The organism is Mariluticola halotolerans (genome assembly GCF_021611515.1).
In the GTDB taxonomy this organism is placed as follows: domain Bacteria; phylum Pseudomonadota; class Alphaproteobacteria; order Rhizobiales; family Devosiaceae; genus Mariluticola; species Mariluticola halotolerans.
In genome coordinates, this window is the sequence record NZ_CP090960.1 from 1,226,512 (window position 1) to 1,251,589 (window position 25,078).

At 57.4% G+C, this 25,078-nt stretch carries 24 protein-coding genes; 11 read left to right on the forward strand and 13 right to left on the reverse strand.

Annotated elements, in window-relative coordinates; translation table 11 throughout:
- The first annotated feature begins 78 nt into the window (after positions 1–78).
- A complete protein-coding gene (locus L1P08_RS05925; RefSeq protein WP_303619079.1) occupies positions 79–1,410 on the forward strand; it encodes a pentapeptide repeat-containing protein in 1,332 nt (443 codons plus the stop codon).
- A gap of 471 nt (positions 1,411–1,881) precedes the next feature.
- On the opposite strand, the gene L1P08_RS05930 is transcribed toward L1P08_RS05925, so the two are convergent.
- Together L1P08_RS05930 and L1P08_RS05935 are read right to left on the reverse strand one after the other, a co-directional pair.
- Positions 1,882–2,484, reverse strand: a complete 603-nt coding sequence (locus tag L1P08_RS05930; protein ID WP_303619080.1) for a DUF4389 domain-containing protein — start codon at positions 2,482–2,484, stop codon at positions 1,882–1,884.
- 158 nt (positions 2,485–2,642) lie between these two features.
- Complete coding sequence (locus L1P08_RS05935; protein WP_303619081.1) at positions 2,643–2,966, reverse strand: sunset domain-containing protein; 324 nt, start codon at positions 2,964–2,966, stop codon at positions 2,643–2,645.
- Between the two features lie 1,103 nt (positions 2,967–4,069).
- Here L1P08_RS05935 and L1P08_RS05940 point away from each other — a divergent pair.
- Positions 4,070–4,516 carry a DUF305 domain-containing protein gene (locus tag L1P08_RS05940; RefSeq protein WP_303619082.1) on the forward strand — a complete coding sequence of 149 codons (447 nt, stop codon included), beginning with the start codon at positions 4,070–4,072 and terminating at the stop codon, positions 4,514–4,516.
- Positions 4,517–4,611: 95 nt separating this feature from the next.
- Here the strand turns inward: L1P08_RS05940 and L1P08_RS05945 are convergent, their stop codons facing one another.
- Both L1P08_RS05945 and L1P08_RS05950 read right to left on the reverse strand, forming a co-directional pair.
- Positions 4,612–4,821, reverse strand: a complete 210-nt coding sequence (locus L1P08_RS05945) for a cold-shock protein (RefSeq protein ID WP_303619083.1) — start codon at positions 4,819–4,821, stop codon at positions 4,612–4,614.
- A gap of 285 nt (positions 4,822–5,106) precedes the next feature.
- Positions 5,107–5,796: a GntR family transcriptional regulator gene (locus tag L1P08_RS05950; RefSeq protein WP_303619084.1), complete on the reverse strand. Its 690-nt coding sequence runs from the start codon at positions 5,794–5,796 to the stop codon at positions 5,107–5,109.
- 173 nt (positions 5,797–5,969) lie between these two features.
- Here L1P08_RS05950 and L1P08_RS05955 point away from each other — a divergent pair, with 173 nt between their 5' ends.
- The 6 genes from L1P08_RS05955 (at position 5,970) to L1P08_RS05980 (ending at position 10,849) form a co-directional block, all read left to right on the forward strand.
- Positions 5,970–6,950 carry a TRAP transporter substrate-binding protein gene (locus L1P08_RS05955; RefSeq protein WP_303619085.1) on the forward strand — a complete coding sequence of 327 codons (981 nt, stop codon included), beginning with the start codon at positions 5,970–5,972 and terminating at the stop codon, positions 6,948–6,950.
- Between the two features lie 72 nt (positions 6,951–7,022).
- The gene (locus L1P08_RS05960; RefSeq protein ID WP_303619086.1) at positions 7,023–7,538 is read left to right on the forward strand and encodes a TRAP transporter small permease; all 516 of its coding nucleotides are present in this window, start codon (positions 7,023–7,025) and stop codon (positions 7,536–7,538) included.
- 5 nt (positions 7,539–7,543) lie between these two features.
- Positions 7,544–8,824, forward strand: a complete 1,281-nt coding sequence (locus L1P08_RS05965) for a TRAP transporter large permease (protein ID WP_303619087.1) — start codon at positions 7,544–7,546, stop codon at positions 8,822–8,824.
- A gap of 36 nt (positions 8,825–8,860) precedes the next feature.
- Complete coding sequence (gene kduI / locus L1P08_RS05970; RefSeq protein ID WP_303619088.1) at positions 8,861–9,706, forward strand: 5-dehydro-4-deoxy-D-glucuronate isomerase; 846 nt, start codon at positions 8,861–8,863, stop codon at positions 9,704–9,706.
- Positions 9,703–10,467, forward strand: coding sequence for a 2-dehydro-3-deoxy-D-gluconate 5-dehydrogenase KduD (gene kduD, locus L1P08_RS05975; RefSeq protein ID WP_303619089.1), 765 nt, complete (start codon positions 9,703–9,705; stop codon positions 10,465–10,467). The genes kduI and kduD overlap by 4 nt, the downstream gene beginning before the upstream one ends.
- Before the next feature lie 43 nt (positions 10,468–10,510).
- Positions 10,511–10,849, forward strand: a complete 339-nt coding sequence (locus tag L1P08_RS05980; protein WP_303619090.1) for a cupin domain-containing protein — start codon at positions 10,511–10,513, stop codon at positions 10,847–10,849.
- Positions 10,850–10,909: 60 nt separating this feature from the next.
- Here the strand turns inward: L1P08_RS05980 and L1P08_RS05985 are convergent, their stop codons facing one another.
- The 3 genes from L1P08_RS05985 to xylF all read right to left on the reverse strand — a co-directional run bounded on the left by L1P08_RS05985 (position 10,910) and on the right by xylF (position 14,149).
- Complete coding sequence (locus L1P08_RS05985) at positions 10,910–11,692, reverse strand: ATP-binding cassette domain-containing protein (protein WP_303619091.1); 783 nt, start codon at positions 11,690–11,692, stop codon at positions 10,910–10,912.
- 12 nt (positions 11,693–11,704) lie between these two features.
- Positions 11,705–13,018 (reverse strand): sugar ABC transporter permease, encoded by a 1,314-nt coding sequence (locus L1P08_RS05990; protein ID WP_303619092.1) that lies wholly within the window; start codon positions 13,016–13,018, stop codon positions 11,705–11,707.
- 90 nt (positions 13,019–13,108) lie between these two features.
- Positions 13,109–14,149: a D-xylose ABC transporter substrate-binding protein gene (gene xylF / locus L1P08_RS05995; protein WP_303619093.1), complete on the reverse strand. Its 1,041-nt coding sequence runs from the start codon at positions 14,147–14,149 to the stop codon at positions 13,109–13,111.
- A 232-nt stretch (positions 14,150–14,381) separates the two neighbouring features.
- Here xylF and L1P08_RS06000 point away from each other — a divergent pair, with 232 nt between their 5' ends.
- From L1P08_RS06000 to L1P08_RS06010, 3 genes are read left to right on the forward strand one after another with little or no spacing between them, the layout of a single operon-like run.
- Positions 14,382–15,620 (forward strand): ROK family transcriptional regulator, encoded by a 1,239-nt coding sequence (locus L1P08_RS06000; RefSeq protein WP_303619094.1) that lies wholly within the window; start codon positions 14,382–14,384, stop codon positions 15,618–15,620.
- On the forward strand, positions 15,617–17,047 hold the full coding sequence (locus L1P08_RS06005) for a di-heme oxidoredictase family protein (RefSeq protein ID WP_303619095.1): 1,431 nt from the start codon (positions 15,617–15,619) through the stop codon (positions 17,045–17,047). The genes L1P08_RS06000 and L1P08_RS06005 overlap by 4 nt, the downstream gene beginning before the upstream one ends.
- Positions 17,044–18,696, forward strand: a complete 1,653-nt coding sequence (locus L1P08_RS06010) for a CRTAC1 family protein (RefSeq protein WP_303619096.1) — start codon at positions 17,044–17,046, stop codon at positions 18,694–18,696. Before L1P08_RS06005 ends, L1P08_RS06010 begins: the two co-directional genes overlap by 4 nt.
- A gap of 98 nt (positions 18,697–18,794) precedes the next feature.
- Here L1P08_RS06010 and nagA read toward each other — a convergent pair whose 3' ends face one another.
- From nagA to L1P08_RS06040, 6 genes are all read right to left on the reverse strand, one after another.
- On the reverse strand, positions 18,795–19,943 hold the full coding sequence (gene nagA, locus L1P08_RS06015; RefSeq protein ID WP_303619097.1) for an N-acetylglucosamine-6-phosphate deacetylase: 1,149 nt from the start codon (positions 19,941–19,943) through the stop codon (positions 18,795–18,797).
- 1 nt (position 19,944) lies between these two features.
- The gene (locus tag L1P08_RS06020; protein ID WP_303619503.1) at positions 19,945–20,955 is read right to left on the reverse strand and encodes an SIS domain-containing protein; all 1,011 of its coding nucleotides are present in this window, start codon (positions 20,953–20,955) and stop codon (positions 19,945–19,947) included.
- A 143-nt stretch (positions 20,956–21,098) separates the two neighbouring features.
- On the reverse strand, positions 21,099–22,172 hold the full coding sequence (locus tag L1P08_RS06025) for an ABC transporter ATP-binding protein (RefSeq protein WP_303619098.1): 1,074 nt from the start codon (positions 22,170–22,172) through the stop codon (positions 21,099–21,101).
- 2 nt (positions 22,173–22,174) lie between these two features.
- Positions 22,175–23,242: a Gfo/Idh/MocA family oxidoreductase gene (locus L1P08_RS06030; protein ID WP_303619099.1), complete on the reverse strand. Its 1,068-nt coding sequence runs from the start codon at positions 23,240–23,242 to the stop codon at positions 22,175–22,177.
- Positions 23,239–24,084, reverse strand: a complete 846-nt coding sequence (locus L1P08_RS06035; protein ID WP_303619100.1) for a carbohydrate ABC transporter permease — start codon at positions 24,082–24,084, stop codon at positions 23,239–23,241. Before L1P08_RS06035 ends, L1P08_RS06030 begins: the two co-directional genes overlap by 4 nt.
- Positions 24,085–24,094: 10 nt before the next feature.
- A complete protein-coding gene (locus tag L1P08_RS06040; RefSeq protein ID WP_303619101.1) occupies positions 24,095–25,042 on the reverse strand; it encodes a carbohydrate ABC transporter permease in 948 nt (315 codons plus the stop codon).
- Between the last annotated feature and the right edge of the window lie 36 nt (positions 25,043–25,078).

The following is a 25,078-nucleotide window of genomic DNA, read 5'->3' on the forward strand; positions in this document are numbered from 1 at the left end:
GTCGAGGTTAACAATAAGGCCTTGAGGCCGGAGCTCGCAATGCTAGGGTTAAGTGTAGTCGATTGGGGAGTTAGTTGGATGCAAAACGACCGTTGGAACTTGCTCGAATGGCTCTGTATCAGCCCCCGCGTTTTCAAGAGTAAATCGGTTGGCGCCCTTGTTTCGTTCTCTATAATAATGGCGACCCTGCTTTTCGTACCGGCCACCTTTTTCCGGTTTGCAATGGTACTCTTGGGATCTGAGCAATTTCAATCCGCAACAGAACGTTACGAAGCCATTCGAAATATGGGGCTTGTGATTGCTGCTTTGGTTGGCGTGCCTTTCCTCGTTTGGCGCTCAATAGTAGCGCAGAAGCAGGTTGACATAGCAGAGCAAGGCAACATCACCGATCGCATCAATAAGGCCATCGAAGGGTTAGGCGCTGAGAAAACTATCAAACAGGTCGTGGAAACTCCGCGTTACCAAAGGCACAACGATGAATGGTTGCGAGACGAAGCAGGAAAATTATTACCGGCACTCCGACCAGATGGATTAGAAATCGTTGATCGCGAAACTTTCGAAAGCTCTCAACCAAACTTAGAAGTCCGCATCGGCTCAATATATGCCCTCGAGCGCATTGCTCAGGATAGCCCCCGTGACCACATTCAAATCATGGAAATTCTTTGTGCATATGTACGAGAAAACGCCCCGGCGTTATCACTGGAGCCAACTGAAGAGTTGAGCAAGCGCCCTCGGCCGAGGTCAGATATCCAGACCGTCATCACGGTCATAGCGCGAAGATCTGTTGACCAAATCAAAATCGAAACCCAAAGAAAGTTCAGGCTGGATTTTAGAAATGCCGATTTTTCTGGCGTGGATTTTAGGAAAGGAAACTTTGCCGCCGCACAATTTCATCGTTGCCGCATAGAAGCCGCAGATTTTTCAAATTGCGACCTCATGGGAACACAGTTCTTTGGTGCATTACTGAATCATAGCGGCTTTTCTCAATCAAATTTATTTGGCACTAGATTTGATTCAGCCATCATAAATCGTCCGATCATTCCGGTGGGTGCCATGTCAGAATCGATTACAATGGGCGAAATCTACGGAATTTCTTTGGCGGCGGCCGATATCTCCGAAATTAACTATTTAGGCGAAGCTGAGAAGGCGAACTTAACCTTCGGCACAAAGGACACCAAACTTCACCCGGATTTAGATTTTCCCCGGAAAATATACGCGGGAGAATTGCACAGAATACGGAAATTAGAAAATTCCAATAAATTAGAGGAGGCCGATGAGGCTAGAGCGCAGCTCTATACGAATAGTTTTGTGGACTGGTGCCCTCATGATCGAAGCGATTTGTCTTCCAATTACTACTATCGGAACTTTCTGGATCGATTGAACATTCAGGGCTGGCCATTTTCCGATTAAACGCCATTCGTCACCCTCGGGCCTGACCCGAGGGCCTATGACCAACCAGCCACGCGGACGCAGGGCGGGATCAGGCGAAACCTACCTGCACCACATGCCCACTTATCGCGCCGCAATATCTCATGGGTACTCGGGTCAAGCCCGAGTATGACGATGAGGGTAAAGTCAGGAGACCTCACAGTCCCCTCGTCATCCCCGCGCAGGCGGGGATCCAGTGAACCGCGTCGGCGGTGCCAAGGGTGTATTTCTTGCGGGCAGGACTGCCCGCTGCTGGATTCCCGTTTTCACGGGAATGACGTTGTGGGGTGTTGTGACGCTCCCAACCCCTCATCCTGAGATTGTAGAAGGACGAGGGTTTTAACACCGTGCCTGCCGCCCATCCTTCGACAGGCTCAGGATGAGGTAAGGGACACAAAAGGCCCCAAACGCACGCGTCATTGCGCGCAGCAATCCCAGGCGGGAGCCGGTGCCCTATTTAAAGCTGAAAGGCGGATAATCGTCCGTGATCAGCAGCCAGGCATAAGCCCAGACCCGCGTGCCCCAGCGCAGGGTGCCAACGACAAAATCGAACAGGCCACGGGGGTAGCGCCCGGTAAAAAGGATGACGAACCAGGCAATGAGGGTCGCCGCGATCACGCCGGTAAGCAGCACGACCAGAACCAAATAATGCGGGATGGCCAGAAACCATTTTATCAGCGGCAACCAGCGATTGAGCCCATTTTCCGCGTCCGGGTAATCCAGATCGAGATGCACATTCTGGGGCTCATCGGTGGATGGATATTTGTCGGTCAACAAAAATAGATAGGCCGCCACCCGCATGTTGAAGCGGTTGAACTGAAGGGCGAAATCAAACCACCAGCGTGGATATTTCTGCCTGAAAACAATCATCAAAAGGGTTGCGAGGAAAAGTCCGGCCAAAATGCCGCTCCCTTCATCGCTGCCGGAGCTGGTGAGCAACCCGAGAATAACCAGAATGGGAATGGCCCAGATCAGCCGGAAAAATGTGGTCAAGCGGTCAAGGCGTTCCGGATATTCAATATCCAGCCGCGCCGCGTAAGGAACAGTATCGGTCATCATTACCCCCGTTTTTGTCGTGCGCTGACGGCGCACAGACTCACCCCATGGGTAACACTTCACCAGATCGACAAAATGCTCAAGTACCGGCCTGCCACCATGCCGGTGGGGAGACCTCCTGCCCGGTCGAACTCAAATTCACCCGGTCCCGGCTCACCTCACCGCCGGGCCTTGTGCCACCCGGCGGCCTGCGCTTCCGCTTCGGAGCAGAACCAGCGCTCGCCATATTCGGGACTGATGCGGGTTCGGGTGTAAAATTCCTGGCCGGGCACATGGTAGATATGTTTACCGGAATTGATGCTGATATTGCCCTTGATCACGCATTCGCCAGCGGAGGCGTAACCGCCGGATACCACCTGCATGGACATCGACTGGGTGCCGGCCATAAATGCGTCAGGCGAGAGGACAAATGTCACCGCACCGAAGGGCAGGGCGGACACTAACAGCAATTGCGGCACCAAAGGCAGGCGTGAAAAGTTCATCACCATTCCCCTCTTTGCCCTTATCACGCACCCACGCAGGCGCGTGCACAAGCAAAAGGCGGCAGCCTGGTAAAGGCGGCGTTTCGCTTTTCAGGTGAATTTTTGGCGTACCGGCAAGCTTTCTGCAGCATTAAACAGGCCTCGGTGCACTGGATTCCCGTTTGCACGGGAATGACGTTGTGGGTTTGGAACGCCCCAATCCCTCATCCCCCCAGATCGTCACCCTCGGGCCTGACCCGAGGGCCCATGACCAAGCACCAGCAAATACAAAAGGACGGAACGCCCACCCGTGGTCGCTGCACCACCGCATGGGTACTCGGGTCAAGCCCGAGTATGACGATTGGAGATAGGACAACAAATGGCTCCTCCCCCTTCGACAAGCTCAGGATGAGGTAAGGGACAAACCCAAACACAAATCCCTCGTCGTCATTGCGAGCGGCGAAGCCGCGCGGCAATCCAGAGCGGCATGCACATGACCCGGCGACCTTCCTCTCCACAAAACTTATCGACGCCCCCCAAACCCCGTTTATCCTCATCCCACCTTTTCACATCACCGGCGCCGGCGCGACGAACGTCCGGGGTGGAAGGGGACCGGGTTCCTTGGGGGTCGCCTCAGGGAAGGCCAAAACTGTGCCGCGACCAGCCTGCCCCCGTTGGCAGGTGTACTTCCGAAAGGAAGCGGGGATGGGCCCCAGCGCTTTAAGAGTACAGGCCACGCCAAAAATCCCGGTTGCATGAGACGGTGCATGTCTCATTTGTTTATCACTCAGACGGGCCATGCACCGTCTCATGCCGCCTGATTATGGACACCGTGGGCTTTTGGGTCTGACGGGGTTTTGGGGTGGGTGGAATTCCAACGGACGACGACAATTCCCGCGCCACCCCCATCGTCATCCCCGCGCAGGCGGGGATCCAGTGCACCGCGGCGGCGGTGCGGAAGAGGTCTCTTGCAGGCAGGACTGCCCGCTGCTTGATTCCCGCCTGCGCGGGAATGACGGAGTGGGTGCGGCAGGCGCGGAGGGCGCTGGCGGCGGGAAATTGAACCAAAAGCGGTGATCAGGCGTTGGATAAGCAGAGTGAAAAGGCAGAACAGGGGAACCGCCATGCAGGCTTATTTGAAATTCGGGGCGATGATTGCCACTTCCACCATCGTCATGTTCGGGCTGATGTATCTCAATACCTATGAGATCGATCACGTGTTCTTCTCGGAAACCCGCGCCTATATGGCGCTGGTAATGGGGGCGGCGATGGCGATTGTGATGCTGGGCTTCATGCGCCACATGTATGCCAGCACGCGCGCCAATCTTGCGATATTTGCTGCAGCGCTGGTGGTGTTTGCCGGCTCGTTATGGCTGGTGCGCAGCCAGGCCACAGTGGACGATGTCTCTTATATGCGCGCGATGATCCCGCATCACTCCATCGCCATCATGACCAGCCGCCGGGCCCATATCACCGATCCGCGCGTGCGGGAGCTGGCGGACGGGATTGCCGAGACGCAGGTGCGCGAAATTGCCCAAATGAAGGCGCTGATTGCCGACCTGGAAGAATAGGCGCGGCCAAAACAAAACCACCGCCTCCTTGCGGAAGCGGCGGTTTCGAACCTTACATCGTCTCCGCGCCAAAGGCTGCGGAGGCGAAAAAGGGCTTAGTCAGCCAGCGACAGGTTTGTCGCGGACTCACGGCCATCACGGCCGCTCTGCAGCTCGTAGTTGACCTTCTGGCCTTCGTCGAGGGAGCTGAGACCAGCCTGCTCAACAGCAGAGATATGCACGAATGCATCTTTGCCGCCAGCGTCCTGAACGATGAAGCCGAAGCCCTTGGTGTGGTTGAAGAATTTTACTGTACCAGTCGCCATGATTATATCCTCTTGCGATTAGTGCGCTGCATCGGCACGTGCCGAAGCAGCTGGTTGATTGCCGTAAACGCCGCTTGCGCCTACGGTCGAACGTTCACAAATATCAAGAGGTAGCCAAGCTTACCGGCGAACCGGGACGTTTAGATAGCGCAAGATCAGTGCAACACGTAGGTGCTATATAAGCGAGTTTTAGAATTTACTCAAGAAAAGAGTGCGACCTGCGTATTTTCCGTTGTGCGGCGCAAACGCACCCCCTCACCGCTTCGGCCAGCGCCCGTATCCGGCTCAGGATTGCTCGAAGAGATCCGGGAATTCACTCTCGACTGTCGACAGGTCACCAAGAATCGATTGCAGGTGCTCGCGCATGATCCGCTCGGCCTTATCAGCATCACGCGCGATAATGGCATCAAGAATGGCGCGGTGCTGGGTCAGCAGGTCGGCACGGGTATCTGGGTATTTCAGGGTGAGGTTGCACACCCGATCCGTATGCGCCTTCATGTCAGCGATTGCTGACCAGGCCAGCGTGCACCCTGCACCCTTGGCAATCATCTGGTGAAATTGCTGGTCCAGATCCGCAAAAGCAATGTGGTCGCCTTTGGCCACCGCCCGCTCCTGCTGTTCAAGATTGGTCTTGATCCGTTGCAGCACCCAGGAATCAAAACTCTCGCAGGCCCGCCGCGCCACTGCTGTCTCCACCGCTTCACGCACAAAGCGGGCCTCAAGCATTTGCTGCACCGAAATACGCACCACGACGGTGCCGCGATTCGGCCGGATCTCGACAAGGTTGGATTTGGCCAAGGCAATCAGCGCCTCACGTACCGGCTGGCGCGATACGCCGTAACGGGTCGCAATTTCCTGCTCTGACAGACGCGTGCCCGGCAATAGCTCCAACTGAATAATAGCTTCCCGCAACTGCTTTTCGAGCTGGTATGCGGCGGTTTCGCCGGGAATCGCAGTGAGGATTTGAACATTCATGGCCAATGTAAATCTCATGAATTGACAGCGAATGCAAGCCACCATACGGTACCATACAATCTGGTCATTCGGCCGGCTTTGCATCGACCTGCCTGACGGTAAACACGGCAGGGCATCCATGCGGCCTGGCGCGACCAGATTGTATTGTTCGGAAACATCCTGGGAGGAAATAGATGTTCCATTATACAAAACTGCTGGCTACGGCGGGCGTCGCTGCTCTGCTCAGCACCGCCGCTTTCGCACAGGACATGGTTCTGCGTTCGTCGGACACGCATCCCGACGGCTACCCGACTGTCGAAGCGGTGAAGCATATGGGGGAGTTGCTCAGCGAGCGGACCAATGGTCGTCTCAGCATTGAAGTATTCCATTCCGCGCAGCTGGGTGAGGAGAAGGACACGATTGAGCAGACCCGTTTCGGCGTGATCGACATGAACCGGGTATCGATGGGCCCCTTTAACGGCCTTATCCCGGCAACCAACATCCCGTCCCTGCCCTATATTTTTCGCTCGGTTGAGCATATGCGCCGGGTCATGGACGGCCCGATTGGCGATGAAATCCTCGCCAAATTCGAGCCTTTTGACCTGATTGGCCTGGCATTCTTCGACGGTGGTGCCCGTTCGTTTTACAATAGCGTTCGGCCCATCCGTTCGATGGATGACCTTGCTGATCTGAAGTTCCGCGTGATGCAGTCAGACCTGTTCGTGGACATGGTTTCTGCCGTTGGTGCCAATGCCACACCAATGCCTTATGGCGAAGTCTACTCGGCCATTCAGACCGGTGTTATCGATGGCGCGGAAAACAATCCGCCGAGCTATGACACATCCAAGCATGCCGAAGTTGCCAAATATTACACCCTCGACGAGCATCTGATTGTTCCGGAAGTGTTGGTTATGTCGAAGGCAAGCTGGAACAAGCTGAGCGCTGAAGACCAGGCAATTGTCCGTCAGGCCGCCAGGGACAGCGTACCGGTTATGCGTGAACTGTGGGATGCACAGGAAGCCGCATCGATGGAAAAGGTTATCGCCAGCGGCACAGAGGTCATCACTGACATAGACAAAGCCCCCTTCATCGCCGCGATGGAGCCTGTCTACGAGAAGTATGTCAACACACCTGAGCTGAAGGATCTGGTCGCACGTATTCAGGCAACTGAATAAGCTACCGCCAGTCGATCCTGCGTGGCGCGGTGCCTCGAGGTGCCGCGCCACCTCTCACAAATGGAGCAGTCAGTGAAAACTTTTCTCGATCACGTTTCCAGAATTCTGAATATCGTTAGTACCGTAGCCCTATGGGTTGCGGGATTCGGCCTGGTAATGATGACGATCGTCGTCGCCTACCAGGTGTTTGGCCGCTACGTCCTGAACAAATCGCCGAGCTGGAGCGAGGCCACGGCGGTCATGCTCATGGGGTGGTTCATATTTCTCGGCTCTGCTGTTGGCGTGCGCGAGAGAGTGCATCTTGGCTTTGACGTATTGCTCTATGTGGTGCCGCCATCTGGCAAAATCATTCTGCGCATGATCTCTGATCTCGTCGCCTTCGGCTTTGGCCTTGGCATGGTGATTTATGGCAGCCAGCTGATGATTGGCACCTGGGCTGCTACCTTGCCGACAATCGGTCTGCCTGGCGGCTTCAGTTTCATGCCCCTGATCGCCAGTGGCATTCTCATCGCCCTTTTCACTGCCGAACGCATTGCGCGGCGCCTCGCGGGCCTTCGTCCCGACGACGAAGAACCCCAGGAGGCCTGAGCACCATGGAACTCTGGATATTGTTCGGGACGTTTGTCGTCCTGTTGATTATTGGCACCCCCATCGCCTTTTGCCTTGGTGCCGCGACACTGGCGACCGTCGTCTATCTCGGCCTGCCGCCGCTGATCGTATTTCAGCGTGTAAATTCCGGCGTCAGCGTGTTCGTGCTGATGGCTATTCCCTTTTTCATCTATGCTGGCGACCTGATGGTGCGGGGTGGCATTGCCTCTAGGGTGGTGGCCCTTGCCGGGGCGCTTGTCGGGCATTTCCGTGGCGGCCTGGGCCAGGTGAACATTGCTGCGTCGACACTGTTCGGCGGCATCTCGGGCTCGGCCGTTGCCGACGCCTCTGCCATTGGTGGCCTGATGATTCCGCAGATGAAGCAGCGCGGCTACGGTGTTGATTATGCCGTAAACCTGACGGCCCTCAGCTCAATCATCGCCTTGATGATACCGCCGTCGCACAACATGATTATCTATTCGATTTCGGCTGGCGGTAAAATTTCTATCGCCGATCTCTTCACCGCGGGTATCGTACCCGGCCTGCTCCTGGCGCTTGCCTTGATGGTCACCGCCTATTTTGTCGCCCGCTCAAGAGACTACCCCATTGAGTCTTTTGCGGGCTGGCGCAACGTGGTGACACTTTTCTTCACCGCAGTTCCCGGCCTTATCCTGATCGGCATCATATTCGGGGGTGTCCGCTCGGGCGTTTTTACCGCCACGGAAAGCTCCTGCATCGCCATTGTCTATGCGGTGTTTGTTACCGCCACTGTGTATCGCGGGTTGAAGTGGAATGACTTTGTGGCCGCCACCCATGGGGCGGTCCGGACCACGGCCATGGTGCTGCTGATTGTCGGCGCTGCGGCGGCCTTTGGCTGGCTTCTCGCCTACCTGCAGGTTCCAGCCGCTCTGGTTGCGTTTCTCAAAACGGTTTCTGACAATCCGATTGCCATTTTGCTGATGATCAATGTGACACTTCTTGTTCTTGGCACGTTCATGGACATGTCGCCCCTGATCATCATCACAACACCGATCTTTCTGCCCGTTGTAACGGCCTATGGCGTCGACCCCGTCCATTTCGGTGTCATTCTGGTGCTCAATCTCGGCATCGGCCTATGCACGCCCCCTGTGGGTGCTGTGCTGTTTGTTGCCTGCGCTGTGGCCAAGATCCCGATTTGGGTCGCGCTCAAGAGCATCTGGCCATTTTACGGCGCTTCAATCGCAGTCTTGCTGGCTGTCACCTACATCCCGCAAGTCTCTCTCTGGCTTCCGAGCCTGTTTCACTAAAGCTCGTCTTGCGAGCAACCTGTATAGGACAAGAATATGACTGACGTTGAATTTGCATCAAGGATGGCGATTGACCCCACCAGCGGGGCGATGATGGATACGGCCGACCTGCGCGAGAACTTTCTCATTGAGGACATGTTCGAGGCCGGCAAAATTCATCTGACCTACACCCATTACGATCGCATGATCGTTGGGGGCGCTACTCCGGCGAACAAGGCGCTGGTGCTGGAGGCCATCAAACCGACCGGCACCAAACAGTTTCTGGACCGCCGGGAACTTGCGGTATTCAACATCGGCGCTGCTGGCACCGTGTCGGTCGCCGGGACTGACTATGCTTTGGGCCATCGTGACATGATTTATGTCGGCATGGGTGCGGGCGAAGTCAGCTTCTCCAGCGCCGATGTCAAGGACCCTGCCAAGTTCTATATCATCAGCGCACCAGCCCACCGGACCTGTCCGACACAACTGGTGCAGATTGACGATGCCAAGCGGCTTGATCTCGGTGCTCAGGAAACCTCGAACGAACGGTCGATTTTCCAGTTCGTTCATCCTGAAGGTGTCGAGACCTGTCAATTGGTGGTCGGCATGACCATGCTCGCGCCCGGTTCGGTATGGAACACAATGCCTTGCCATGTGCATGAGCGCCGTTCGGAGGCTTACCTGTATTTCGGACTGGCTGAGACAGCACGTGTATTCCACTTCATGGGCGAGCCTGACGAAACCCGACATCTGCTGGTGAAAAACGAGCAAGCGGTGTTATCGCCGCACTGGTCCATCCATAGTGGGGCGGGCACGGCCAATTACACATTTATCTGGGCAATGGCGGGTGACAACGTCGACTATACAGATGTTGATATGGTCAACCTCGAGGACATCCGGTGATTGATCTCCGTGCATTCAGCCTTGAGGGCAAGCAGGTTCTGGTCACCGGCGCCAATACCGGCATTGGCCAGGGCATTGCCCTGTCCCTCGCCCGTGCCGGTGCAAAGGTTATTGGGATCGGGCGGTCATCGATGGATGAAACCGCTTCACTGATCAACCAAATGGACGGCAACTTCATCGCGCATACCTGCGATCTCGGTGATAGTGCGCAGACCCGAGATCTGGTGGATACAGTTTGGGAAAAGCATGGTGCGATTGATGGCATTATCAATAATGCCGGGATCATTCGCCGCAACGATGCTGCGGACTTTTCCGAAGACGATTGGGATGATGTGCTGGAGGTCAACCTCAAGGCTCCCTTCCTGATTTCACAGGCGTTCGGCCGCCGGGTGCTGGCCGAGAACCGGCGTGGCAAGATCGTCAACATTGCCTCACTGCTCTCGTTTCAGGGCGGCATCCGCGTCGTTTCTTATGCCGCCTCCAAACATGGCATTGCCGGTTTGACCAAGGATCTGGCCAATGAGTGGGCAACGCGCGGGATCAATGTGAACGCCATCGCACCAGGTTATATCGACACAAACAATACAGAAGCCCTGCGTGCGGACCCAAAACGCAGCCAGGAAATCTTGGGGCGCATCCCTGCCGGCCGGTGGGGCAAACCTTCGGATATCGGTGATACCGCAGTTTTCCTTTGCGCTGCCGCTTCCGATTATCTAACCGGCACGGTGATCCCGGTCGATGGTGGCTGGCTGGCGCGATAGCACTTTTTAGCCTCCTAAACCACACTCGTATTCAGGAGATGAGATGACACAGAGCTCTATTTTCGTTCAACCAACCGATGCCGACTGGGTCGAGGCCGCACCCGGCGTGCGCCGCCGTATGCTCGGATATCATCCGAACCTGATGATGGTGGAAGTTGCTTTCGAACCGGGTGCCGTTGGCACGCTGCATTCCCATCCGCATATCCAGACCAGCTATGTGGCCGAGGGATCGTTTGAGATGGAAATTGGCGGGGAGACCACCGTGCTACGCAAGGGTGACAGCTATATGGTGCCTGCTGATGTGGTGCACGGGTGCAAGGCACTTGAGGCCGGCGTGCTGATCGACGCTTTCACCCCGCATCGGGCCGACTTTCTGGACTGATCCGAAATCATCACTACAAGCAAAAAACCGCCCGTCTCACGACGGGCGGTTTTGCATTTCTCAGGCAGCCATGGCGCCTGGCCCCGGCGTGGCACCGGGGGGGCATTTGCCCAGGATGATCATGCCCAGCACTTCATCCTTGGTGACATCGCTGGTGCGCGCCGTGCCCACAACCTGACCATTCTTCATCACACAGACCCGGTCCGACAGATCAAACACGTCGTGAATATCATGCGAGATGAGGAAAATGCCGATACCATCTGACTTCAACTGCTTGATCAGATCGCCTACCTGCGCGGTTTCCTGTGGCCCCAGCGCGGCAGTGGGTTCATCCATTACCAGAATACGGGCGTTGAACAGAATAGCGCGCGCAATGGCAACTGACTGACGCTGACCACCGGAGAGCGATTTTACTGGCTCCTTGAAGCGGCGGAAGTTCGGGTTCAAGCGTCCCATCACTTCGCGCGCCTTGGCTTCCATTGCCACATCGTCGAGCGTGCCCCACGAAGTCTGCAATTCGCGCCCAAGGAAGAGATTGGCCGCGGCATCGACGTTATCGGCGACTGCGAGGGTCTGATAGATCGTCTCGATACCGTAAGCCTTGGCATCGCGCGGATTATTGATCACCGCTTCCTTGCCATCGATACGAATGGTGCCGCTATCGCGCTTATAGGCACCGGACAGGATTTTGATCAGCGTTGATTTGCCGGCACCGTTATGGCCGAGCAGTCCAACAACTTCACCGGGATAGAGGTCGAGCGACGCCTGTTCGACGGCTTTGATGCCACCGAACGAAATCGATATGTCCTCAAGTTCCACCATAGGCCGGGATTTATCCAACATGTTCCGCACTCCCTAATTGGCCCGTTGCCGGTACAAGGTGTCCAGCCATACAGCCAGAACCAACACAAGACCGACCACAATGCTCTGCATTGGCGTATCGATGCCCATCAGCACCATGCCCGACTGCAATGACTGCATGACCAGGGCACCCAGAATGGCACCAGCAATCGTGCCGACACCGCCAGAAAGCGACGTGCCGCCGATCACCGCTGCCGCGATCACATAAAGCTCGTCATACGTGCCCAGCGCATTTGTTGCCGCATTGAGGCGCGCGGTTGAAATGGCGGCTGAGATGCCGCAAAGCGCGCCCATGATGGTGAAAATCATCACCGTCACCCGGCGGGTATTGATACCGGCCAGATCAGCGGCTTCCGGATTGCCACCCATCGCAAACACATAGCGACCAAAACGGGTGCGCATGGTGACGAAGGTCATCACGACCCCTACCCCGAGTGCAATCAACACCGGAATGGCGATGCCGTGCGCGATGAACAAGCCGCCATCGGGTATCGGAATATTGTGCTCGGCGGCATAACGCTCGGCCACACGACGCGGCCAGGGGTAGGAATTGACCACCCAGACCGCAGCGATAGTGACACCGCAACCCATGGCCGTGAGGACAAATTCAGCCCACAGCGGCCGCAACGGGAAGTTAAAGCGCTTGCGCTGCTGACGTCCCGAATACAACGCCCAGATGATTGCAAGGCAAACAATGATCGCCACAATCCAGCTGGCGACGTCGCCGACAGAGCCATTTGGCCCGCCACCCATCAGCGCGAAATTGCTGTCCATTGGCGCAACCGTGCGCCCTTTGGTGATCCACCATGCCGTACCGCGCCAGACCAGCAAACCGCCAAGGGTGACGATAAAGGCCGGCACGCTCAGATAGGCGATAATTACGCCCTGGAAGGCACCGATCATGGCCCCAAACAGAATGCCGGCACCCAGCGCCAGAATCCATGTCGACCAGTGGTCAAAGCCGATAGCTTGCGGCAGGATTTCGGCCTGAACCACGGCCATAAACATGCCAACAACGCCAAGGATCGACCCAACAGACAGATCGATATTGCGCGTGACAATAACCAGCACCATACCCGTTGCCATAACGGCGATGGATGATGTCTGGACGCTAAGGTTCCAAAGGTTGCGCGGGGTGAGAAACACGCCGCCAGAAAAGATATGAAAACCGATCCAGATCAGCGCCAATGCGCCAATCATGCCAAGCAGCCTAGTGTCCAATTCAGTTGCAGCGAGAAAACGCGCTACGGGATTGACTGGCGTTTTGGCCCGGACACCGCCGGTAGAAAGTGTTTGCGGATTCGCCATGTTCAGCATTCCGACCCTGAGGGTTTGAAGGAGAATGCCGCGGCGCCCGGCCGCGGCATTCTGTTAGTCTGGCAAAGCCAGATTCAGCGACTAGCCGCAGACCTCAAGGGTACCGGCGGCAACGCCCTGACAAACGACTTCCTTGGAAACCCAGCCAGCGTCAATCACGACATTGATATTGTCGCGGGTGACAGGGAGAGGTGCGAGGAAGTAGGAGTTCATGCTGACGCCCTTGGGGCCACCATCGAACACCACTGCGCCATCAACATCGCCCATCGCATCGCCATTGGCGAGAGATACGGCGATTTCGGCGGCTTTCTTGCCGAGCTCACGTGCATCCTTCCAGACCGACACTGTCTGTGTGCCAAGAGCAACGCGGTTCAGGGCAGCATGATCGCCATCCTGACCCGAAACCGGCACGGAGCCAGCGAGACCCTGAGCAGCAAGTGCAGCGACAACGCCACCGGCAGTACCGTCATTGGACGCCACGACTGCATCGACTTCGTTGTCGTTGGCGGTCAGGATCTGTTCCATGTTGCGCTGGGCGTTTTCAGGGATCCAGCCATCGGTATAGGCTTCGCCAACATTGACGATAGCACCGCTGTCGATCGCGTCCTTGAGCACTTCCATCTGCCCGGAGAACAGGAAGTCTGCGTTGGGATCGGATGCCGAGCCCTTGATGAAGACGTAATTGCCTGTCGGCTGCGCTTCGAACACGGCGCGCGCCTGCATGCGGCCAACTTCCTTGTTGTCGAAGGTGATGTAGAACGCTTCAGGGTTTTCGATGAGACGGTCATAACCAACAACCGGGATCCCCTCGTCTGCCGCTTTCTGGACAGCCGGGCCAATAGCGTCGGAATCCTGAGCCAGAACGATCAGGGCATCTGCGCCCTGAGAGATCAGGCTTTCAACATCGGTCAGCTGCTTTGCAGCAGATGATTGGGCATCTGCCGAAATGTACTTGGCACCCGCAGCTTCAAGTGCGGCCTTGATCGCGGCCTCATCTGTTTTCCAGCGTTCTTCCTGAAAGTTCGACCAGGAAACGCCAACAGTAATATCCTGCGCCATTGCGACGCCTACCGTGCCAAGTGACACGGCAGCGCCGAGAAGCGCTGCGTAAATCTTATTCATGATTTCCTCCCACCGAACGGCTCCCACCGCTCGTCTTGCCATTTTGCGCTGCGACCAACGCCGCAGCAGCGTGCGAGCAATAATTTCAATGCTCGAAAAAATTACTGGCATGACCGCTCAACTCATGTCAACATTATTTTCGAGAGTTAAAAATAATCCAGTGCCGAACACTGGAACGGGAGGATAATAGGTGGCATACGGTCTGGGGACAGACGTGTATGAGGGAGCGAGCGTGAGGCGCGTAGTCAGCGATTCCGATACGGTACGCCGGCAGAACCGCGGGTTGGTGCTTGATGCCCTCCGGCGACTCGGGCCGTTGCCGCGCACACATCTCGCGCGGGAAACCGGCTTGTCACACGCCACCATTACCGCAATCACCAGCGACATGGTGGCGCAATCGGTGCTTTGCGAGTTGGTGGAAACCAATCCGGACACAAAAGGCCGCGGCCGCCCCGCTATTCGTATCGGTTTTGAGCGGCATGCCGGTTACGCCTTGCTGATAGAAATCGACGTGAACAAGGTCCGTTGTTCCCTGATCGACTATGGTGGCACGTTGGTGGACCGGGTTGAAAGTCTGCTGACGCCCGAGACTTTTGATGAGGTTACGCCGACTGATTTTCTCGATGCCCATATCGCCAATATTCAAAAGCGCAATCCGGATGCGGCAGCGCGTATTCTGCGCATTGCCGTGTCGGTGCAAGGCATTCTGGACAGGGGCAGCCAGAGCCTGAAATGGTCGCCAGTGCAGCATTTCGCCGGCCATAATCTGGTTGCGGGGCTTGAAGAACGTTTTCAATTACCAGTTGTATTGTTCAAGCGCGGCCGGCTGTTGGCGGAGGGCATGCACTGGCTGTTTCCCGAAATGCACGATGCCAACACCGCGACCGTTTTCGTGGGCGCTACGGTTGCCATGGGCATTTCGTTGCAATCGCAAAGCGGCACGCGCGAGGGGGACACCGCAACCGAATTCGGCCATATGAACCACATACCGAATGGCGCACTCTGCCGGTGCGGCATGCGGGGCTGTATCGAGGCCTATGCCTCAGACTATGGTCTTTTGCGCAGCGCTTATGGTGTGCCGGATAAAACGCCCCCTGCCCCCGCTGTCCCTGCCAATCAATATGCGCAACTGATCGCGCGCGCGCAGCAGGGCGATCGCGATGTCATTCACGCGTTCAACCTGGCGGGCAACGCCCTTGGCACCGGCATCAACCGACTGATGGCGGTATTTGATCTCACGCATATTCTGATCGTTGGCCCGGGTGCCCGGGCCTTTCCTTTTATGCGCCCGGAAATGGAGGCCAGCATTGCTGCCTCTCTGACCGCGCGCGTGCATGGGATACCGCAAATCATGACACATGAAGATGAGAGTGAGCCAGTGTTCAAAGGCTTGCTGATGAAGGCTTTGGTGAGCCTGGATCAAAATGATTTTGCCGGTATGCCTGCAAGCAATTTGAGCATGGTGCCATGATATTTCGATCTGCCTGGGCGGTTGCGCTCGTCCTTATCCCCTCTGTTACGCTGGCTGGACCTGTGACCTTTATCGAACGTGCGCCGGCGGATCCGGCGGCGATCAGTGTTGCCGTCGATCAGGCGCAATTACAGGACACACTGCCGTTTGCGGATCTGACAGATTTGATAGAGGCCGGACGGTTGTTGTTTGCGGCACGATTTACCGGTGCTGATGGTGCGGGACGGCCCCGCGCCACGCAGGCGATCATCCCCACCCATTTCAAGCATGCACGCGAGATGACGTTTCAACGTGCCTCCGGGCCTGATGCCAATAGCTGCACCTCCTGCCACCTTGACCCCATCGCTGGGGGTGCGGGGGATTTTACCACCAATGTGTTCACCTCGGAGGGAACCGAAAGCGCCGATTTTGACACGGTGGATGCGCAGTTTTCCAATGAGCGCGGGACGAACCACTTGTTTGGATCGGGACTTGTCGAATTGCTGGCGCGGGAAATGACCGTGGATTTGCAGACCCTGCGCGACGATGCGGTGCGTGCGGCCCGACAGACATCGGAACCGGTAACGGTGACGCTGGAAAGCAAGGGGATCAACTTTGGCACGCTGACGGCCGCGCCGGATGGCCTACTCGATTTAAGCGGCATTGCGGGTGTCGATATTGACTTGAAAGTCAGGCCTTTCAGCCAGAAAGGCGTGTTTCCGTCTTTGCGCATGTTCACGATCAATGCTCTCAACGCCCATCACGGCATGGGCGCGGATGAGCGGTTTGGCGCGGCGATGACAGGTGAAGCGGATTTTGATGGCGACGGGTTTGCCGACGAGTTCAGTCCGGGGCTGGTATCGGCCCTGGTGGCCTATCAAGCCAGTCTTGAGCCGCCGCTGCAGACGCCGTTTGAAAATGCTGAATGGCAAGCGGCTGCGGAGGCCGGTGAGACGGTTTTCACGGCAACAGGCTGTGCTGCCTGCCACGTGCCTAGTCTGCCGCTCAGCAGCCTTTCTTTTGCAGATCCGGGGCCACTTGATACGGCGGGCACGCTCTCGGCCGCCGATGTCGCCATGCCGGCGATCTATGATCTGGGTCAGCTGGAATGGGCAAAGTCCCTACCCCGGAATGCCGATGGCGATGTGATGGTGCCGTTATTTGGCGATCTGAAGCGGCATGTGATCGCCGATAACCAGAACCCGCATTTTGCCAATGAGTTGATGGGACAGAGTTTTGTGGCGCGGGATGCGTTTATGACTTCGGAACTTTGGGGCGTGGCGGACACAGCGCCGTTCGGGCACCGGGGTGATCTGATGACGCTGGATGAAGTGATACTGGCGCATGGGGGCGAAGCCGTCGATGCGCGGGATATCTACGCCGCCCTGCCCCGGCAAGACCGGGACAACCTGATTACCTTTTTAAAGACGCTGAGGATGCCGCAATGAACCGCTTCGCCTTGATGTTGAGCTTGGCAATTGCCGCATTTTCTGTGCCCGCGCTGGCTGACGAGCGGGCAGATGCGCTGGGGTTGCTCGCGGTGCCGCAATTTGTCGAACAGGCGGAAAGTGCGGGGATTACACAGAGTTACACCGGGGGTTGGGAGTTTTTTGTCGGCGGTGGCGGCAGCTCGTTTGACTGCAATGGAGATGGGATGCCCGATGTCGCGCTGGCGGGTGGCACCAGTGCGGCGGGGCTTTTTGTCAACGTGAGCCGGGTTGGCGGTGAATTGGCGTTTAGTCCGGAAACGCTGGGGATCGAAGACAGGCTGGCGCAGAATGTGCTGGGGATTTATGCGCTTGATATCGACGCTGACGGGCATGACGATCTGGTGTTGTTGCGGCTTGGCGAAAACATTGTGCTGCGCGGCCTTGGGGAGTGCCGGTTTGAGCGGGCGGACCGGGCCTGGAACATTGATGGCGGGACTTCATGGAGCACGGCATTTGCGGCGAACTGGGAAACGGGCAATCGCTTTCCGACGCTGGCGTTTGGCAATTATGTGGACCGGACAGCACCGGGCGCGCCGTGGGGGACTTGCGCGGACAACTTTTTGATGCGGCCACGCGGTGACAGTGACACCCCGGATTACTCAGATATTTCAACGCTCTCTCCGGGCTATTGCAGCCTTTCCATGCTGTTTACAGACTGGAACCGTTCGGGCGAACGGGCACTTAGAATTACCAATGACCGGCAATATTATCGCGGGGGCGAGGAGCAGCTGTGGCGGGTTGAAACGGGCCGTGCGCCGCGACTTTATCGACGCGGGGATGGCTGGGAGCATTTGACGATCTGGGGGATGGGGATTGCGGAGGCGGATTTGAATTCGGACGGGTTGCCGGAATATGCGCTGACCTCGATGGGGGATACCAAGCTGCAATCGCTGGATGACCCGGCAGACCCTTCGCAACCGCAATATACTGATATTGCATATGAAAAAGGCGCAACAGCCCAGCAGCCCTATATGGGACCGGACAAATTGCCCTCGACGGGATGGCATGCGGAATTTGCGGATTTCAACAATGACGGGCGCGAGGATTTGTTTATCGCGAAGGGAAATGTTGAGGGAATGCAAGACTTTGCGGGGTTTGATCCGGACAATCTGTTGTTGCAGGGGGTGGATGGGACGTTCGTTGAGAGCGGGGATATGGCCGGGATCGGGCAGGAAACCTCCGGACGCGGGGCGATTGTGGATGATTTCAACCGCGACGGACTGCTGGATTTGCTGGTGATCAACCGCAAGGCGAATGTGTCGCTGTTTCGGAATATGGGGCGGCAAACCGAGTGGGGGCATCGGCCGCTTGGGAACTGGGTTGAAATTTCATTGCAGGATCAAGACGGTAACACGCATGGCGTCGGTGCGCGGCTTTTGGTGAAGACCGGGACCGTGTCGATGAACCGGACGATACGGGTCGGTGGCGGGCATGCTTCGGGTCAATCGGGGGCGGTGCATGTGGGGTTGGGGATGCTGGACCGGGGGATTGTGCGGGTGCAATGGCCGGACGGTTCCTGGAGCCATGATTATCGATTTCTCGCCAATCAGCATATTATCATCCGGCGGGACGCCAAGGATATAATATACCGGCAATTCGTTGAATAATAACGTGTTTTTGGCAAAGTAGAGTGTAACTTACAAACCCCTAAAACAAGCCTTCGTGAAGGCTTATCCAAGGGGTTTTGTAAGGGGATTGTCAGGCTTTATAAGGGCTGACCCGCAATCCATGTCCGGCGCGCCTCGAGCCCCTCGCTGAGCCAGACGAAGTCGGCGCGGCTTTGGGGGGCCAAAATGCCGGCGCCGGTCCGCCCGATGGTTTCAGCCGGATAGAGCGTGGCCATGCGCAAAGTCTCATCGAGGTCGATACCGACTTTGGTGTGCAGAACACGGATGGCGGTGGCCATGTCGAGGTCGGCGCCGGCGAGCGTGCCATCCTCAAGCGTGAGTTTGCCCCCTGCCCGCAGGATGCGGCGGCCATTGAGCATGAACTCGGTCATGTCGGTGCCAATGCTGGACATGGCGTCGGTGACAAGGAAGATGCGGCCCGGCCCCTGTTTGGCGCGGATCGCCAGTGCCATGGCTTCGGGGTGTACGTGGAAGCCATCGGCAATCAACCCGACATTGAGGCTGCCGGTATTGAGCGCTGCGCCAACCATGCCCGGCTCGCGCCCGGTGAACTGGCTCATGGCGTTGAACAGATGGGTGATCATGGTGGCACCGGCATCGGCCAGCGCCCTGACGTCATCATAGCCTGCATCGCAATGGCCGATGGAGACCTTGATCCCCGCATCGACAAGCGCCCGCACCTGCGCCGGTGTGACGGATTCGGCGGCGACGGTTGTCATGAGGGCCGGCAATTGGGCGCGGGCGGCAATGAGCCTGTCGCTGTCGGCATCGGTCATTGGGCGGATCAAGGCGGGATCATGCGCGCCTTTGCGGGCGATGGAGAGATGCGGCCCCTCAAGATGCAGACCGGCGAAACCGGGCACACCCGCTTTGGTGGCTTCAATGCCCGCGGCTATGGCCGCGTCTGTGACCTCGGGCGTGTCAGTGATCAGGGTTGGCAGCAAGGCGGTGGTGCCGTATTTGGCGTGCGCTGCGCAGATGGTGTGAATGCCAGAGACCGTCAGGTCGTTATTGAGCAGCACCCCACCGCCACCATTGACCTGAAGATCGACAAAGCCGGGCACCAGAAAGCCATCGGCAAGCTGCTCGACCGCCATTGCGGCGGGCAGATCCGCGCGCGGCATGATTCGGGCGACCTCGGCATCGTCGAGCACCAAAGCGGCGTCTTCATGCCAGGTCTTGCCATCGAAAATCCGCGATGCGGTGACGGCGCTGGGGGTACTCATATCAGTGTGTCTCCGTCACCTTGCGCAGACGCGGCGGCTGATCGGGGTTGAGACCGCGATGACGGGCATAGCCCTCGACAAAGGCATAGAAAGGCACAACGAGACACAAGGCGTCGGTCAGCGGGTGGCCGGTGGCGACGAAGGGCAGTTTGCGGCTTTTGTCTGTACCGTCAGCGGTAATGAAGGCGGCGGCACCACCTGTTGCCAGCTTTTCGGCGGCGGCAAGGCATGCGGCCTCTGCCGCATCACGGGCGGCCAGTGTGAGGACCGGGAAACCGGCATCAACCAGGGCAACCGGGCCATGCATGACTTCGGCAGCGCTATAGGCTTCTGCGTGCAGGCCGCAGGTTTCCTTGAACTTGAGCGCGACTTCGCTGGCAATGGCCATGGTGGGACCGCGCCCGAGCACGAACAGCGAATTGTCGCCATCGATAACATCGGTCAAGGCATCCCAATCGCATTCCAGCGCCTGACGAATTTGGCCGGGCAAGGCTTTCAAGCCCTGACGCAAGCCATCATCGTCCTGCCATTCGGCGAGAATGGCGAGGCCCGCAACGATTGAGGTGAAAAAGCTTTTGGTGGCGGCGACGCTCAGCTCCGGCCCGGCAGCAATGTCTATGGCGTGATCAGCGCCCTTGCCGAGCGGCGATTGCAACTTGTTGGTGAGGGTCAACGTCAGCGCCCCACCCTTTTTGGCCATATCGGCGATGGCAACAATGTCGGGGCTTTCGCCGGACTGCGACACCGCGATGGTGGCGGCATTGGCCAGCTTCAGTTGCGCGCCATAAATGGAGGCAACGGACGGAGCCAGGGACGCAACCGGCACGCCAGCGGTCAATTCGATCGCGTATTTGAGGAAGGCAGATGCATGGTCGGAAGAACCACGGGCAATGGTTGCAATCATCTGCGGATTTTTGGCGGCAAGCGCGGCCGCTGCGGCCTTTACCGCACCCTCCGACCCTTTCAGAAAACGTTCAACCGCGACCGGAATCTCTTCGATTTCAGCGCGCATATGGGTGGTGTTCTCAGCCAATTCTATCCTCTTTCCTGACTTCTGCGCGGCGGATCAATTGAATCCGTTTCGCACGCCAAGTCATTGTTTTTGAATCACGACCGGACTGTGCCAGTGCGTGGTTCGAGATGTTTCATGCGTCGCTAGTCGAGACGCTTACCGGTGGCGGCATCGAACAGATGAATGGCCGCCGGGTCCATTTCTATGGTGACGCGCGCGCCGGGCGCATGGCGCTTGGCCGGGTCTTCGCGCACGACGATGTTCTCGCCGCTATCGAGCCGCACATGCACATAGGTGGCATCGCCCAGATATTCTTCAAGGAGCACTTCGCCGGCCATGCCTTTGGTCTTGCTGGTAGCGCCGAGAATTTTGCAGCCACCGGGCCGGACACCAAGGGTTGCCGCGCCGTGGGTTTTGGGCAGGCCTGCTGGCAGGACCTGCGAAGCGCCGCTGACCAGAACCGCGCTGCCACCGGCAATCTTTTCGATGGCGACAAAATTCATGGCAGGGGAACCGATGAACCCGGCGACAAACAGGTTGGCGGGATGCTCGTAAAGATCGCGCGGGGTGCCGATTTGCTGGATCTCGCCGCCATTCATGACGACGATCCGGTCGGCCAGGGTCATGGCCTCCACCTGATCATGGGTGACATAGACCATGGTGGCGGAAAGCCGCTGGTGCAGCTGGGCGATTTCGAGGCGCACCTGCCCGCGCAAGGCGGCATCGAGATTGGAGAGCGGCTCATCGAACAGGAAGACCTTTGGATCGCGCACAATGGCGCGGCCAATGGCGACGCGCTGGCGCTGACCGCCCGAGAGTTCGGAGGGTTTGCGGTCCATCAGGGGTTCAAGCTCAAGAGCGCGGGCACTTTCGGCAACGCGTGCCTCAATTTCCTCTTTGGAATAGCCGGCCTGTTTGAGCACCAGAGCCATATTGCCGCGCACGGTGAGATGCGGATAAAGCGCATAGGACTGGAACACCATGGCAATGCCGCGCTTGGCGGGCGGCAGATGGGCAATGGACTTGCCATCGATCAGCACATCGCCGGCGCTTTCATCTTCCAGCCCGGCAATGATGCGCAACAGGGTGGACTTGCCGCAACCCGATGGCCCGAGCAGAACAAGAAACTCGCCAGAGGCGATATCGAGATCGATACCGTCGAGCACTTTGACGTTGCCATAGGATTTATGCAGCGCTGAGACTTGGAGATTGGCCATGTTTATAAGTCCAGTTTCTGGGGCTTGCCCGTGCGCACAGACGCATCGGCGGCAAGCACAACGGCAAGGGAATTAACGGCGTCGTTCATGTGATCGCCAAGGTCGATATCTTCGGTGATTGCTTTCAGCACAAAGGCCTGTTCGCGTTCACAAAGGTCCTGATGCCCCGGCTCATCATCCATTTGCAGCAATGTATCGGGCTGGGCGAAACCGCCGTCGGCACCGGTTGCGGCGTGATGAATGCGAATGGTGGAAGTTTTGGTGTGCACATCGATATCGTCGGATTTGGCGTCCGCATCGACAACGATGGAGACCGAGCCTTTGGGGCTCATGATGTCTTTGACAAAGAATGCCGTCTCGGAAATCATCGGTCCCCATGCCGCCTCGTACCAGCCGACGGAACCATCGGCGAACAGCACCTGAAGGTGACCGTAATTATACATGTCAGGAGCGATATCTTCGGAAAGACGCACGCCCATGCCGCGCACTTCAACCGGTTTGGCATCAGTGATCTGGCACATCACATCGAGATAATGCACGCCGCAATCGACGATTGGCGATGTGGTTTGCATCAATTGCTGATGGGTTTTCCAGGTATCGCCGGACGATTGCTGGTTGAGGTTCATGCGGAAGACGTATGGTCCGCCGAGCGCCCGCGCCTCCCCGATCAGGGTTTGCCACGAGGGGTGATGGCGCAGGATATAGCCGACGACCAGTTTGCGGCCATTGGCTTTGGCGGCGGCGACAACACGCTTTGCATCTTCAACACTTGTGGCCAGCGGCTTTTCGACAAAGACATGCGCCCCTGCCTCCATCGCCTTGATGGCATATTCGGCATGGCTGTCTGAATAGGTATTGACCGCCACCAGATCCGGCTTGAGGTCGGCCAAAGCCTCATCGAATGAAGGGATTATGGGGTAATGCGCAAGGCTTGAATCAAGCCCTTTGGGGGCCGAACGATTGACCAGACCGGCAATCTCGAAACCGGGATTGCGCTCATAGGCGAGCGCATGGGAGCGCCCCATATTGCCCAGACCGGCGACCAGAACACGAATTGGAGACTGGCTCATTTGACGGCTCCCGAAGTCAGGCCGCGGATAAGCTGGCGCGAGAAGATGGTGTAGAGCACCAGAACCGGGATGATGGCGAGGGCCATGGCCGCGAGAATGGCGTTCCAGTTATTGACGAACTGGCCGACGAAGACCTGGGCCCCGAGGGTCAGGGTTTTGGTGGCTTCGGACGGCGCGAGAATGAGCGGGAACCACAGATCGTTCCAGATCGGGATCATGGTGAAAACCGCAACGGTGGCCAGCGCCGGACGGACCAGCGGCACGACCAGCCGGAAGAAGATTGAATATTCCGACAGACCATCTATGCGCCCGGCGGCCTTCAAATCCTTGGAGACCGTGGCCATGAACTCGGAGAGAATGAAGATGGCAAGCGGCAGGCCTTGCGCTGTGTAAACAAGGATCAGCGCCCAATGGGTGTTGACCAGTTTGGTGGCGACCATGAGCGTGAGAATGCCGACCGTGCCGAGGCGGATCGGGATCATGATGCCAAGCGCCAGATAAAGCCCTGTCAGCCGGTTGAAGGGGAATTTGTATTCGCTCAGGGCAAAAGCGGCCATGGCCCCGAACAGCAGCACGAAGAACAGGCTGCCGACGGTGACGAGGACCGAATTGGTGAAATAGAGCGGAAAATTGCCTTGTGTGAAGACGGTTGTGTAGCCCACCAGATCGAACGATTCCGCGTTTGGCAGGGAAAGGGGCGACTTGAAGATCGCCTTCTTGGTTTTGAACGAATTGATGATGATCAGAATGACCGGGAACATCGCAATCACAGCGAAGGTCAGCAGGATGGCGTGAGCCATCAGCTCTGAGACACGATTACGGCGGGCGCGGGAAATAGCCATGATCTCAGCCTTACATTTCGTAGCGGGTCAGCTTGCGCTGAATGAAGAACAGGTAGACGGCGACGCCGGCGAGAATGATGAAGAACATTATCGTGGCGATGGCTGCGCCCATGTTTGGATCCCCCGGCTGGGTTTGTTGCCCATAGAAGGTTCGGTAAAGAATAGTGCCGAGCAGATCGGTGGAAAAATCCGGCCCGGCGAGCGGACCCTGGGTGGTATAAATCAGATCGAAGGCATTGAAATTGCCGACGAATGTGAGAATGGAGATGATGCCGATCGTTGGGAGAATGAGGATCAACTTGATCTTGAAGAACTGGGCCAGACCCGTGACGCCATCGCATTCAGCGGCCTCGATCACCTCTTCGGGGATCGACAGCAGCGCGGCGTAAATCAGCATCATGGGGATGCCGATGAACTGCCAGACGGAAATCAGCGACAGGGTGGTGAGGGCCGTTTCTTCCTTGCCGAGGAAGGGCATGAACAAATGGCCGATGCCGACATCGGTCATCATGCCTTTGGAGACGCCCCAGAGCGGCGAGAGAATGAGCTTCCAGACAAAGCCGACGATGACGAAGGACAAAAGCGTCGGCATGAAAATGGCCGTGCGATAGAGCTTCTTGCCGGGCAGATGCACCATGGAGAGCAAGGCGGCAATGAGAATGCCGATGGGGTTTTGCAGCAGCATGTGCATGACAAAGAAGAAGAAATTGTTGCCCAGCGCGTTGAAGAACGGGCCGACCCAGAACGGATCGAAGAACAGGCGGAGGTAATTTTCCAGACCTACCCATGAGACGGCCTGGGTGACGCTGTCGCGCTGGAAAAGCGAGAGCCGCAGGGTTTCGGCCAGCGGCAGGATCATGATGGCGGTGTAAACGATGACCGCGGGGGCCATGAACACCAGAATGTGCCAGGGGAACGGCTTTTTCTTACGCGCGGTGGTGAGTGTCGTATCCTGCATTGCCCTGCCCCAGCTGTAACCTTGGTCGGTTGACCC

Coding starts and splice junctions, on each gene's coding strand:
- L1P08_RS05925 (WP_303619079.1), top strand. CDS start 79: ATGCAAAACGACCGTTGGAACTTGCTCGAATGGCTCTGTATCAGCCCC.
- L1P08_RS05930 (WP_303619080.1), bottom strand. CDS start 2,484: ATGACCGATACTGTTCCTTACGCGGCGCGGCTGGATATTGAATATCCG.
- L1P08_RS05935 (WP_303619081.1), bottom strand. CDS start 2,966: ATGAACTTTTCACGCCTGCCTTTGGTGCCGCAATTGCTGTTAGTGTCC.
- L1P08_RS05940 (WP_303619082.1), top strand. CDS start 4,070: ATGCAGGCTTATTTGAAATTCGGGGCGATGATTGCCACTTCCACCATC.
- L1P08_RS05945 (WP_303619083.1), bottom strand. CDS start 4,821: ATGGCGACTGGTACAGTAAAATTCTTCAACCACACCAAGGGCTTCGGC.
- L1P08_RS05950 (WP_303619084.1), bottom strand. CDS start 5,796: ATGAATGTTCAAATCCTCACTGCGATTCCCGGCGAAACCGCCGCATAC.
- L1P08_RS05955 (WP_303619085.1), top strand. CDS start 5,970: ATGTTCCATTATACAAAACTGCTGGCTACGGCGGGCGTCGCTGCTCTG.
- L1P08_RS05965 (WP_303619087.1), top strand. CDS start 7,544: ATGGAACTCTGGATATTGTTCGGGACGTTTGTCGTCCTGTTGATTATT.
- kduI (WP_303619088.1), top strand. CDS start 8,861: ATGACTGACGTTGAATTTGCATCAAGGATGGCGATTGACCCCACCAGC.
- L1P08_RS05980 (WP_303619090.1), top strand. CDS start 10,511: ATGACACAGAGCTCTATTTTCGTTCAACCAACCGATGCCGACTGGGTC.
- L1P08_RS05985 (WP_303619091.1), bottom strand. CDS start 11,692: ATGTTGGATAAATCCCGGCCTATGGTGGAACTTGAGGACATATCGATT.
- L1P08_RS05990 (WP_303619092.1), bottom strand. CDS start 13,018: ATGGCGAATCCGCAAACACTTTCTACCGGCGGTGTCCGGGCCAAAACG.
- xylF (WP_303619093.1), bottom strand. CDS start 14,149: ATGAATAAGATTTACGCAGCGCTTCTCGGCGCTGCCGTGTCACTTGGC.
- L1P08_RS06005 (WP_303619095.1), top strand. CDS start 15,617: ATGATATTTCGATCTGCCTGGGCGGTTGCGCTCGTCCTTATCCCCTCT.
- L1P08_RS06010 (WP_303619096.1), top strand. CDS start 17,044: ATGAACCGCTTCGCCTTGATGTTGAGCTTGGCAATTGCCGCATTTTCT.
- nagA (WP_303619097.1), bottom strand. CDS start 19,943: ATGAGTACCCCCAGCGCCGTCACCGCATCGCGGATTTTCGATGGCAAG.
- L1P08_RS06020 (WP_303619503.1), bottom strand. CDS start 20,955: ATGCGCGCTGAAATCGAAGAGATTCCGGTCGCGGTTGAACGTTTTCTG.
- L1P08_RS06025 (WP_303619098.1), bottom strand. CDS start 22,172: ATGGCCAATCTCCAAGTCTCAGCGCTGCATAAATCCTATGGCAACGTC.
- L1P08_RS06030 (WP_303619099.1), bottom strand. CDS start 23,242: ATGAGCCAGTCTCCAATTCGTGTTCTGGTCGCCGGTCTGGGCAATATG.
- L1P08_RS06035 (WP_303619100.1), bottom strand. CDS start 24,084: ATGGCTATTTCCCGCGCCCGCCGTAATCGTGTCTCAGAGCTGATGGCT.
- L1P08_RS06040 (WP_303619101.1), bottom strand. CDS start 25,042: ATGCAGGATACGACACTCACCACCGCGCGTAAGAAAAAGCCGTTCCCC.